The organism is Bifidobacterium sp. W8103 (assembly GCF_016100775.1).
Classification (GTDB): Bacteria; Actinomycetota; Actinomycetes; order Actinomycetales; family Bifidobacteriaceae; genus Bombiscardovia; species Bombiscardovia choladohabitans.
Map to the genome: position 1 here is coordinate 776568 of NZ_JACFRV010000001.1, position 12540 is coordinate 789107.

8 protein-coding genes and 1 pseudogene are annotated in these 12540 nt (G+C 57.7%); all 9 read right to left on the minus strand.

What is annotated here, in order from left to right:
• Positions 1 to 1292: 1292 nt before the first annotated feature.
• Positions 1293 to 2864, minus strand: a pseudogene (locus tag H3U90_RS02935) (DEAD/DEAH box helicase); the annotation flags it as partial.
• Between the two features lie 202 nt (positions 2865 to 3066).
• Positions 3067 to 3597, minus strand: coding sequence for a heat shock protein transcriptional repressor HspR (locus tag H3U90_RS02940; RefSeq protein WP_198176978.1), 531 nt, complete (start codon positions 3595 to 3597; stop codon positions 3067 to 3069).
• Positions 3598 to 3649: 52 nt separating this feature from the next.
• Positions 3650 to 4654: a DnaJ C-terminal domain-containing protein gene (locus H3U90_RS02945; protein WP_198176979.1), complete on the minus strand. Its 1005-nt coding sequence runs from the start codon at positions 4652 to 4654 to the stop codon at positions 3650 to 3652.
• Positions 4655 to 4801: 147 nt separating this feature from the next.
• Complete coding sequence (gene grpE, locus H3U90_RS02950; protein WP_198176980.1) at positions 4802 to 5527, minus strand: nucleotide exchange factor GrpE; 726 nt, start codon at positions 5525 to 5527, stop codon at positions 4802 to 4804.
• A 1-nt stretch (position 5528) separates the two neighbouring features.
• On the minus strand, positions 5529 to 7427 hold the full coding sequence (gene dnaK, locus H3U90_RS02955) for a molecular chaperone DnaK (protein ID WP_015021196.1): 1899 nt from the start codon (positions 7425 to 7427) through the stop codon (positions 5529 to 5531).
• A 239-nt stretch (positions 7428 to 7666) separates the two neighbouring features.
• Entirely contained in the window at positions 7667 to 9817 is a 2151-nt protein-coding gene (malQ, locus tag H3U90_RS02960) for a 4-alpha-glucanotransferase (RefSeq protein ID WP_198176981.1), read from the minus strand.
• Between the two features lie 274 nt (positions 9818 to 10091).
• Positions 10092 to 10706, minus strand: coding sequence for a YesL family protein (locus H3U90_RS02965; protein WP_198176982.1), 615 nt, complete (start codon positions 10704 to 10706; stop codon positions 10092 to 10094).
• A gap of 84 nt (positions 10707 to 10790) precedes the next feature.
• Complete coding sequence (locus H3U90_RS02970; RefSeq protein WP_198176983.1) at positions 10791 to 11627, minus strand: carbohydrate ABC transporter permease; 837 nt, start codon at positions 11625 to 11627, stop codon at positions 10791 to 10793.
• Positions 11624 to 12469: a carbohydrate ABC transporter permease gene (locus H3U90_RS02975; RefSeq protein ID WP_198176984.1), complete on the minus strand. Its 846-nt coding sequence runs from the start codon at positions 12467 to 12469 to the stop codon at positions 11624 to 11626. The genes H3U90_RS02970 and H3U90_RS02975 overlap by 4 nt, the downstream gene beginning before the upstream one ends.
• Positions 12470 to 12540: the final 71 nt, after the last annotated feature.

The following is a 12540-nucleotide window of genomic DNA, read 5'->3' on the forward strand; positions in this document are numbered from 1 at the left end:
CAACACTAACCCACCGAGGCGTTACTTCCTCATTATCAAGAGACTGCATTCCCAATACATCATTGTTCATGATTCGACCTTTCAGTCTTTACATCAACTACTTCGTTGTATGAACTCTGACAGGTTTTAGAATAAGGGCAAATCTTCAAAAGTCAACCCAGCCATCCAAAAGCAAATTGAATAAGGCATTAACTACAAATACCCGATATTCTAACTCTTAATAAGTAATACTATAATTATCCACATTTTAGCTCAACTTATATATTTTAAGCATACTAATATAACTCATGCCCATTTAAGTCCAAGTGTTTAGTCAACTTTATCTATCACAGTTCTAACTCGGGCTTTGCCTCATTCTTCACTCCTTGAACTGTCAAAACACCTGGCATCCACGTGTTAGGCATTTGATAGATTCTCAGGTTCTCGACTTTCGGATCCGACTTGGAATATGTTGAACAAAGAATTTGAAATGACTGTTCATTACAATCTTCCAAGAGCAACCACATTAATGACTTTGAAAGTCAGAAAAGCAGCATAGGAGCTGCATAACTCCGAATGTTAACGTTTAAAATCGCTAGGTTATAATCTAGATAAGATTGGACATCTAATTAAATAAGATGCCATCTTAGGCCAGCTACAATCGATACCATGGCAAAGATATCCGCAGTGGCACAGGTAAAGAGAATGAATGTTCCAAGGTGTAAGCCGTCATGGATATGAAGACTTAAATCAATCATTTACAACTTTGACGGTCTGTATTGGGCTATACCCTATCTGAGGACCCAGCCAGCTATAGCAATGCCGAAACAGTAGTACCCGTTGCTATGCATACTTGAGAACTCTGACTTGAATCCTAATAACAACCCACTCATAATCAGTATTAGACTGTGCGGCACGATGTTTTTATCCCGAACCAGCACCATACATATTCGGAAAAATGACATAGTTTAATCGGCTATTGCCGGGTCGTTTACTATCTTGTTGCTGTCCTTAACGAACTCACATCAGGGTCAGTGTTCGGACGAAACGTTTGCTCCAGCAAAATCTGCCTCGCTCATTCACTGAGCTACCAGTGATTAGAGAGCTCCAGAAAGCCAAGAAGCGACCCTGGTAGGTGGGCAAATAACAATAGCGGGGTAATTGCCGTTGCCTGAATCCATCTAGAAACCCGAAATACAGTACGTGAATAAACGTTGGAACGACCCATCGGATCAACGACTGGAAGCGTAGCGGAAGGGGTTGTTGTCACGACGATGGCGGCGACGACCGCGACGGAGGTCACGACGGTCTGTATCAAGACGCGATCCGGCGCGATTCCTGCCATGGCCATGGTCGCATTCGTCGGTATGGTCACTGCTACCGGCGTGACGACGGCTTCTGGTTCGGCCATCCAGGGGACCAACCTCACGATCGAACACCGACCGATCCTCGGAGGGTCGCTGGGACCAGGAAGCCTGACGACCACGTCCCCGGCCTTTATGCCTTTCCTGGCCGCCACGGCCGAAGCGCCGGTCTGTTTGTGAGCGACCTCGATACCCGCTGCGTCCACCACGCCTGCTACGGGCAGGCCGCTCACCGGAAGCCTGCGGCTGCTCCGTCTGCAGGGACCAGCCGCGAATCGGCTTGGCCACGGGCCCTACGAGCTCGGTAACTTCGGGCGAATCGGCAGTCACCTGAACCGGCTTGGCATCAATATGAGCCATGCGCAGCATCCGCCTGGTGTCGCGCCACTGATCTGGAAGAACCAGAGTGACCACGTCGCCGGAACGGCCGGCCCGGGCCGTGCGCCCTGATCGATGCAAGAAGGACTTGGGATCGGCTGGCGGATCCACCTGGACCACCAAGTCCACATCACTGATGTCCACGCCTCGGGCGGCCACGTCGGTAGCCACTAGGACTTTCACTTCGCCCCTGGAGAAAGCCCCCAGGTTGCGGTCGCGCTGGTTTTGGGAAAGGTTGCCGTGCAGCTGTGCAGCCGGAATGCCATTGTCGATCAGGTTCTTGGCCAGCTTCTTGGCCTGGAACTTGGTCCGGGTGAAGAGGATACGCCGGCCAGTGCCCGAGGCCAGCTTACGTACGAGATCGTGCTTGGCTGCCTGAGTGGTGCGGAAGATGTGGTGGGTCATCAGATCCACATGCTGGGTGGCGGAATCCACCTCGTGAATCTTGGGATCCTTGAGGAAACGCTTGACCACGGCATCCACTCCATGATCAAGGGTGGCTGAGAAGAGCATGCGCTGACCGCCCGGACGAACCTGGGCCAAAATTCGCTCCACGGCGGGAAGGAAGCCCATGTCGGCCATCTCGTCGGCCTCGTCCAGCACGGCGATCTCCACGTCCTCCAGGCTGAGCTTGTGCTGGCGGAGCAGATCCTCCAGGCGACCCGGGCAGGCCACCACGATCTTGGCACCGCGCCGAAGCGCATCGACCTGACGGCCCTGGCCTACCCCGCCATAGACAGTGCAGGTCCGCATGCCGTAGGCCTGGGCCAGCGGATTGAGAACCTCATCGATCTGATTGGCCAGCTCGCGGGTGGGAGCCAGGACAAGACCGCGCGGGCGTGGCAGACTGCCTGATCCGGCGGCTCCACCGCGACCATGGGTGGCCCGTCCTTCCTGATCGGCGGCAAGTCTAGCCACCAGAGGGATGCTGAAAGCCAGGGTCTTGCCGGAACCGGTCCGGCCCCGGCCCAGGATGTCACGGCCAGCCAGGGCATCGGGCAAGGTATCCCGCTGGATGGGGAAGGCGCTGGTCTTGCCGTCCTTGCGCAGGACGCGGACCAAGGGTTCTGGCACCCCCAGCTGGTCGAAGGTCACAGGCTCCGCGGCGGGTTGGCCGGAATTGGATGAATTGGAATCGGGCATGGATGAAGCAGTCACAATGACCTTTCACAACAGGGAAGAAAACGGTACTGTCGGTCGACAGTTCGCAGGCCGCGTGCAAAGCAGAGAATGACGAATTTCGCGCAAGCGGTTTCCCCGTACTCAAAGCATTCAGGCGACAGTCAGCCGCAGCTCTTGGGCGAGCGGCCAACCTGTACACCATAGCACAGGCCCCTCACCTGTCTCAGGAGCGTACGCTCCAGACGATCAGCGATTTGGAATCAGTCGGATCAGCCTCGTCATGCGTCGTATCCTGCCGCCAGAGCCGGGCCCTGCTGGACCGCCTGACTTCGACAACCCGACCGTCGGCAGCGGCTGCGAACATACTGGACCCCTGTGACTGGTGGGAGCGCCGCAGCTGGCGCCTCAGCTGGCGATTCTCCTCTGCCAGGGCCAGGATCCTGGTCACACCGGCCAGGTTGATGGACTCGTCCTGACTCAGATGCTGGGCCTGGCCCAGCCGGTCCAGATCCCGCAGGGAGTATCGGCGCGCACCCCCCTCGGTCCGTTCCGGCACAATCAGACCCAGCCGGTCGTATTGGCGCAGGGTCTGCGGATGGATGTTGGCCAACTGCCCGACCTGGCCGACGGTGAAGACCGGCAACTCGATGTCCAAGCCGGCATCGTCGGCAGCATCCAGGCTGATGTGCCCAGCCACCAGGCCGCGAGCGCAGGCCAGATAAATCCGCCTGGTCTCGGGATCCACCCTGACCATGATCATCACTCCTCCCCGCTGTTCGTTCCGACTTAATCCGGCACCCGGATTGTCATATCTTCATGCGCTCCCCGGCGATCTGCTCTTCGAAGTCACCGCTGGACTTGGCAAAGTCACGCATGGCCTTCTTCTGGGCCATGCCCAACCGACCGGGCATGCGGATCTCAAGCCGCCCCACCAGGTCGCCCTTGCCGCGCCGGTCCTGAACCCCCTTGCCGGCGATGCGGATCTCGTCGCCGCTGGAGGAGCCGGCCGGGATCTTGAAGGTGACGATCTGGTCATCGATGTCCCGGGCCTGGACCTTGGCCCCCAGGGCCGCCTCAGCTACCGTCACCGGCAGGATCATGACCAAATCCCTGTCCTTCATGGTGAACCGTTGGCTGGGCTGGACGCTGATCTGCAGGTAGAGGTCGCCATTGGCGCCCCCGTCCCTGCCGGGCCGACCCTTGCCAGCCAGCCTGATCCGCTGGCCGTTGCGCACCCCGGCGGGGATATGCGTCTTGAAGCGCTTACCGCCCACGCTCAGGGAGACCGTGGCCCCCTTGACCGCCTGACGGAAGGACAGGCCGATTTTCGAATTGCGATCCTCGCCCTTGACAGGCCTGGGCCTGCTCTCCTGGTAGGCGGTCCGACCGCCACCGCCGGCACCTCCACCGAAGGAGGAGAAGATATCAGCGAAGTCCGGCTGCCCCGAACCGTCGCCGAAACGGATGCGGGTGCCTCCAGGCGCCCCGGCCCCGCCGAACATGGAGCCGAAGATGTCCGAGAACGCATCGGTATTGAAGCCGCCCTGGCCGGAACCCCCGGCGAACCGGGCTCCCCCCATGCCGAACTGGCGGATGGCATCGTACTTCTGACGCTGCTCCTTGTTGCTGAGCACGTCGTAGGCCTCGGAGATGTCCTTGAACTTCTCCTCGGCCTCCTTGGTCTTATTGAGATCGGGATGGTATTTGCGGGCAAGCTTGCGGTAGGCCTTGGTGATCTCCGCTTCGCTGGCGTCCTTGGAGACACCAAGGACCTTGTAATAGTCCTTGCTCAGCCATTCATTCTCAGCCATCCATGTCTCCTTTCCTCATAAGCTACGAATATATCGAATTGGAATCCGCCCTTTCGCGTGCGGCGGCGGGCGGGACTATGACCCACCCAGCCGCCGCATGCGAAGGCGTCGATTCAGCCTGCGGAAGGTCCGCAATCACCGTCCCTGCTACTGACCGGGCGAAGTCACCACTACTCTTGCAGCCCGGATCACCCGGTCGCCGATCCGATAGCCTGCCTCAACGACCGTGTCAACGGTCTCTTTCTTGGCGTCGGGGTCCGGCTTGTGCAGGATGGCCTCATGCTTGGTGGGGTCGAAGTCCTCGCCTTTTTCACCGAACTTCTCGACGCCGAATTTCTCGAAGGTCTTGTCGATCTTCTTGGCCACGGCCTGGAAGGAATCATCCATCTGCCCGTGCTCCTTGATCCTGTCAATGTCATCAAGGGCCGGAAGAAGGGCGGTCAGTACATCCACGATGCCGTGCTGGCGAAAGATGTCCTGCTCCTTCTTGGCGCGGTTGCGGAAGTTGACGAACTCGGCTCGCTCACGCTGGAGGGCCTCCAGATAATCGGCGGCCTCCTTCTTGGCCTGGCCCAGAGGAGTCAGCCCATCTGATCCCTTGTCGGCACCGTCCTCCTTGGCCGAGTCAGCATCAGTCTTGTCATCAGCTTGAGTATCCGCTGGCGACCCGTCCTTGGGGGAGGAATCCGACGAAGTTTGGCCGGCCGCCTGGCCCTCGTCTGCTGCGCTCTTGTCGGCGTGATGTCCGCGAGCCGCTTCCTGCTCTGGTGTCGAGGCGGCGTCAGAGGCCTTGGCCTCGTTCCCGTCCGGTTCGCCGGCGGCGGCCGGGTCGCCCTTCAGCGGCCCGGCATCATCCTTGTCGAAGGCCGACATGTCACTCGCCGTCCTTCTTCTTGTCGTCGTCGTCCACGACCTCGGCATCCACCACGTCGTCATCGGCGGACGAGGAGGAGCCCGCACCCGAGGCAGCACCGGCGGCACCTGCAGCGCCCTGGGCGCCCGCAGCATCCCCGGAGCCCTGCTGGGCGTAGAGGGCCTGGCCAATCTTCTGGGCGGAGGTCATCAGCTCGCTCTGGGCGTTCTTAATCTTGTCCATGTCCTCGCCCTTCAGAGCCTCTTTCAGAGCGTTGACCTTGTCGGTGACCTCCTTGGCCACCTCGTCGGAAATCTTGTCCTTGTTGTCGTTGACCAGCTTCTCGGTCTGGTAGGCGGCGGACTCGGCGGCATTGCGGGTGTCGGCGTCCTCACGGCGCTGCTTGTCCTCGGCTTCGTGGGCCTCGGCCTCCTTGACCATGCGGTCGATCTCGTCCTTGGGCAGGGCGGAACCGCCGGTGATGGTCATAGACTGCTCCTTGCCGGTGCCCTTGTCCTTGGCGGAGACGTGCACGATGCCGTTGGCGTCGATGTCGAAGGTGACCTCGATCTGAGGAACGCCACGCGGAGCCGGAGCGATGCCTGTCAACTCAAAGGTCCCCAGGGGCTTGTTGTCACGGGCGAACTCACGCTCGCCCTGATAGACCTGGATCAGCACGGAGGGCTGGTTGTCCTCGGCGGTCGAGAAGACCTCGGACCGCTTGGTGGGGATGGCGGTGTTGCGGTCGATCAGCTTGGTCATGATGCCGCCCTTGGTCTCGATGCCCAGGGAGAGCGGGGTCACGTCGATCAGCAGCACGTCCTTGCGGTCGCCCTTGATGACGCCGGACTGCACGGCAGCGCCGACGGCCACAACCTCATCGGGGTTGACAGTCTGGTTGGCTTCCTTGCCGCCAGTCAGTTCCTTGACCAGGTCCTTGACGGCGGGCATACGGGTGGAGCCGCCGACCAGCACCACATGATCGATGTCCTGAACCGAAATGCCGGCATCGTGCAGCACGTTGTTGAAGGGCGTGCGGCAGCGGCCCAGCAGGTCGGAGGTCATCTCTTCGAAGTGCGCCCGGGTCAGGGTCTCGTCCAGGTGGACCGGGGTCCCGTCGGGGGTCATGGCCAGGTACTGCATGGAAATGCTGGTGGACGAGGAGGAGCTCAGCTCCTTCTTGGCCTGCTCAGCAGCTTCCTTGAGCCGCTGCAGGGCGATCTTGTCCTTGGACAGATCCACGTTGTACTTGTTCTTGACCTCGCTGACCAGCCAGTCGATGATCTTCTGATCCCAGTCATCGCCGCCCAGCTTGTTGTCGCCGTTGGTGGCCTGAACCTGGATGGTGGAGAAGCCATCGTCATCCTTGCCGATCTCCAGCAGGGAGACATCGAAGGTGCCGCCGCCCAGATCGAAGACCAGGATGCGCTCGTCCTCCTTGCCCTTCTCCAGACCGTAGGCCAGAGCTGCAGCGGTGGGCTCGTTGATGATACGCAGGACGTTCAGACCGGCGATCTTGCCGGCATCCTTGGTGGCCTGGCGCTGAGCGTCGTTGAAGTATGCAGGGCAGGTGATGACCGCGTCAGTGACGGGTTCGCCCAGGTAGGACTCGGCGTCCCTCTTGAGCTTCATGAGGATCTGGGCCGAAATCTCCTGCGGGGTCCACTTCTTGCCGTCGATCTCGACGGACCAGTCGGTGCCCATGTGGCGCTTGACCGAGCTGATGGTCCGGTCCACGTTGGTGACCGCCTGGCGCTTGGCCACTTCGCCGACCAGAATCTCGCCGGACTTGCTGAATGCCACCACCGACGGCGTGGTCCGCGCGCCCTCAGCGTTGACGATTACCGTGGGCTCGCCGCCCTCAAGGGTTGCAATGCAGGAATTGGTGGTTCCCAGATCGATGCCAACTGCACGTGCCATACTCGTTACCTCCTGATGAAATGGGGCGTAGGGTCTGACCCCGCACCTCGACGTTCACGTTCTCCGCTCGCGCTTCGTTCGTGGTCCCGATGGCCGACTTCCGTCGACCCGGACAAGCAGCCATCATGACCACTCCGAAACTTGAGCCTACATCACTCAACTTCTTCTGGCAAATATTATTCCCATTATCAAGAACGCTACTGAAAAACGAGCAAATACCGGGATGGCAGGAGTCCGGCTCACCCTTTCTGCATAATCCCGGCAAGTGCGCGGACACGGGCCATATCGAACACCTTGTCAGCACTCACTGCTTGCCCATGTTCATCAGCCAATGGAACGCGCCAATTAGGGTATTCATCGACTGTGCCAGGCTGATTCTGCGAACGAGCCTCGCCCACTCCATCAACCAACGCGGCGACCTTGAGCAGACAGGGGGACTCGGCAATGGCACGGTGCATAGCCTGCACGATTTCCTGCATATGGCCGTCCTCATCACTGGCAGCTGCCTTATCCAACCAGCCATGGTCCTGCAGAAAGCGCAGCATGGCCGCATGCTCCTGCTTGGCGGCATGTTCAAAACTGGCGGGCGACGTGTTCAGCAGGTGCAGCTTCTCTCTGAGTCGCACATGTTCATAACGAAGATATCCAGCCGTGGGAGGCAGATCATGCGTAGTCACGGCCGCCAATGCACACTGACGGTACTGTGCCGGATCTGTAAACCGTCCATCTTGCTGCTCAAACCACTCAATGACGGTGCCCAGAATGCCACGTTCAGCCAGAGCCTGCGAAGCGTAACGGGGGACGACACCCAGATCCTCCCCGATGACCATCCCCCCGGAACGAGTCGCTTCAATGGCCCAGACCGCCAGCATGGCATCCTGATCATAGGACACGTAGGCTCCCTGGCTCGCAGGCAACCCGTCAGGAATCCACCAAAGTCGGAACAAGCCCAAGGCATGATCGATGCGGACGGCCCCGCAATGAGCGAACATGGCATGGACCAATTGCCTATAGGCCAGAAACCCGGTTCGCTGCAAGCTCATCGGGTCAAGCGGCGGCTGCATCCAATTCTGCCCCTGCTGATTGAAATCATCTGGCGGGGCGCCCACCGTGGCACCGGATGCATAAGATTCCGGATGGGTCCAGACATCGGCTCCAAGAGGATTGACACCAACAGCCATGTCTTCCATCAGACCAATAGCCATGCCAGCATCCCGGGCAGCCCTCTGCGCCCGTTCCAGCTGCTGATCAGCAACCCATTGCATCCAGACATAGAAATCGAAGTCGTCATGATGCTCCTGCAGCAGGTTACTGACGGCGACAGAATCCGGGCCGAGTCTATGAAACCATGAGTCGGGTCCGGACTCAGGTCTGCCCCAGCATTGGTATGCCAGGCACCACAAGGCGAAGTCCCTGAGCTCAGCACCACCGGAATCAATGAACTGTTCCAGCTGTCCAGCACGTTCCTGACTCAGCTCACCCTTGTCATAGATGATCCGCAAGGCTGCCTCTTTGCACTTCCAGCTATGATCCCTGTCAATTACGTCAGGATCGGCATCATCCATAGATACCTGCTTCAGGAGCGTGTGGATACGTTGCTTATCCCCTGCCGACATTTTCTGGTATTCGTCGATCAGCTCAGGTCGAATATAGAGGGGATTGATAAACACACGAGAGGCCGGGAAATACGGCGAAGGCGTCATTGGAGGCACTGGCTCGGCGGCATGGATGGGATTTATCAGCATGAAATCAGCCTTGGTCTTATCAGCAGCATCCACAAGAAGCCTACGTAGATCCCCGAAATCGCCGACACCCCAGGATTGCGGCGAGCGCACCGAATACAGCTGAACCATCCAGCCCCATCGTGGATGCTTGGCAACCGCAGCCGGCAGATCAATATGTCCCGGCGCAGCAATCACCGTCGACACTGCGCTCCGCATGCCGTCCGATACGGTGAGCTCGTGGTACCCAATCGGAATCCTGCCGTCCAAAACCAGAAAGAGGGATCGACCGTCATCCGGGCCGCCTCCCGACGTGATGACCAGCGACGATGATTGATCTGTTCCGTCCTCGAGCTTCAACGAAGCTCGCACGGAACCTGCAGCTGCACGAAGCGGTACCCTGACATCATTGCCCACGGTCTGCACGATGGTCGGCGGACACAGCTGTTCATTCCGGTCACGAAGTATGCGCTTCAGCGATAGACCGATCTGCGCATCGTCCTTGGCTGGAACACCCATTGCCCCCAGCACTCTGACGAGCACATCGTCATCTATATGCTGCAATTCGCCTTGCTGATCCTCATATTCAGCAGCAACACCGCACAAAGCGGCAAGACGTGCCAATGCGCTTGTAGTGTCAGGCAATGACTGCACTGCTTTCGTACTCATAATTCGACCTCATTCCACCCTGCGCAACGTGTACCTTCCTGGCGTCCCAATGGCATTACCCCCGGACCGTCGCCCCGTGACATAGTTGATCTCCTTTGCTTACTTTGGCAGCAGGTCGAATACCGGGAGCAATCGCACGAGGTTCAACGGCCACCAAGATTGTTCTTGCAATCGTTGTCATTCCTTAATTGGCTTTGCATCGCCTTTTCATTTACATCCGAGTCAATTTGATGGAATCGTATACATGTTTATGTATACAGGTATTTCACGGCCATCAGGATTGCGAATTGCCGGTCCGATACCTGTCAAGGGTGGGTTTCTGGATCGGCGTATGGAGCATGACAAGTGTTCCATACCCTAGAACCACGAGAAGAAAAAGCCCCTGGGGAAGACGAAGCCAGCAGACGGCCAAAAGCAGTAAATACGCCAAGTCCATGACGACCAAAGCCGCTGTGCGCGGCCAATTGACAACGCCGATTACCAGTGCATTCAGCATGGTCCTCAGGACAGTATTTTCAAAACCGGCTTGCAGCGACCAGACCCATTCGAAGACGATGGCCCATAGCAGCCCCAGGGCGAATCCAGGTATCAGCAAGAGGGGTACGCGCACCAGGAGCCATCCGCATATCAGCAGGCAACCGATCGGACCCAATATCAGCCATATGCACGTGGACTGCATAAATTCCACTCGAAAGGCATGGAAAAAATCGGCAGTTACATGGCCTCGCCCCTGAAGGGACCTTCGAGCAGCATAATGTCCTGCCGACAAAGCCGCACCAATGGTAACCAAGGGCAGACCCGTAACCAGCATGAGCATGTTGATCCAGATGGCATCCGCCAGATCCGACAATCCGCGCATAAACCCTGAATCGGGAGAAAGAAAACCCATCAAACCTCCATGCAATGATGATCGGCACAGGAGCCCGCCCGAGGGAGGAACGGCCGGGCAGGCCCCCATGTCTGAAACATCGGCCTACCCCTTCACTGCTCCGGCAAGCACACCTTTGATGATGTACTTCTGGCAAATCAGGTAGAAGATAACGATCGGGATGATTGCCAGCACCAGGCATCCCATCATGGCGCCCATATCCACACTGCCATAACCGCCTTTAAGGTACTGGATGGCTATGCTCATCGTTTTGAACCTGCGCATGTCCAAGGTCAAATATGGCAAGAGGAAGTCATTCCATATCCACATAGCCTCGAGAATGGCGACTGAAACGATCGAGGGCCGCATGATTGGCACCACGATTCCAAAGAAAGTACGTGGAATACTTGCTCCATCAATCATGGCTGACTCCTCCAGCTCCCGGGGAATGCCCTTGATGACGCCAGTGAAAATGAAAACGGCCAGACCAGCACCGAATCCAAGATAGACAAGGCACAATCCCCAAGGTGTATTAAGCCCCAGCATGTCCGCCAGCTTGGACAGCGTAAACATGACCATCTGGAAGGGCACGACCATGTTGAACAGGAACAGGACATACAAGGTTCTGGCCGCCCAATTATCGACGCGGACGATCCACCATGCACACATGGAGGTGCAGATCAGAATCAACAGCACCGATCCAACCGTAATGAGCACCGTCCATCCAAAGCTGGCAATCAAGTCGGTCCGTTCGATGCCACGCCGGTAATTCTCCAAACCAACGAATGCCCTGCCTACAGGTATCGAGAAGGCATTGCGCGATATATATGCCTTGTTTTTGAAGGAATTGACCAGCACCAGCACCAGAGGAAACACCCACAGTATGGATACCAGAGTGAAAAAGATGCTCCATAACCCGGATCTTTTCGTTTTCTCACTCATGCCGTTACCTCCTTGCTGGTGGTAAGCCGGTTCTGTATCAGCGCAATCAGCGCCACGATAACGAAGAACACCACCGCCTTCGCCTGCCCGACGCCCTCAAACCCGGTCCTGCCATAAAACGTCCGGTAAATGTTCAACGCCAGGAGCTCAGAGGTGTTCGAAGGCGCGCCATTGGTCAATGCCAGGTTCTGATCGAACATCTTGAACCCGTTGGTCACTGTCAGGAAGGTGCACACAGTTATCGACGGCATCATCAGGGGTAGCGTAATCAACATCAGCCGTTGCCGACTATTGGCACCATCGACCGAGGCGGCTTCCAGCACATCACCGGGAAGAGCCTGCAGACCGGCAATATAGATGATCATCATGTATCCGATTTGCTGCCAGCAGTACAGGAGCACCATTCCCCAGAATCCGTACATTCCCGAGTAGGTGATGGATCGACCCCATCGGGAGAGCACGCCGTTGAGCAGCAGCAGCCAAATGTATCCAAGAACGATGCCGCCGATCAGGTTCGGCATGAAGAAGACAGAGCGGAACACATTCGCCCCTCGAATCGCCTTTGTCAGCATGTAGGCCACCGCGAATCCAGCTACGTTGACAACAACAGTCGTCACTATGGTGAAAGCGACGGTATAGACCAAAGCGTGCCAGAATTCCCCGTCAGCCAGCGCTGCACGGTAATTGGTCAACCCGATGAATCGTGCATCAGTCACCGTAGTAAAACGACACAGGCTCAACCACACACCCATAAGAAAGGGGACAATAAATCCGACTATGAAGGCCACTACTGTGGGCACGGTAAAAAGGACCCACCAACGCCGTATCGATCTGACTACCATGGGTCGTCCATTCCTTCCCCGACTCCATCCAAGCCCGCCATGACCATTCCTCAGAAATTCGGACAAGTCTA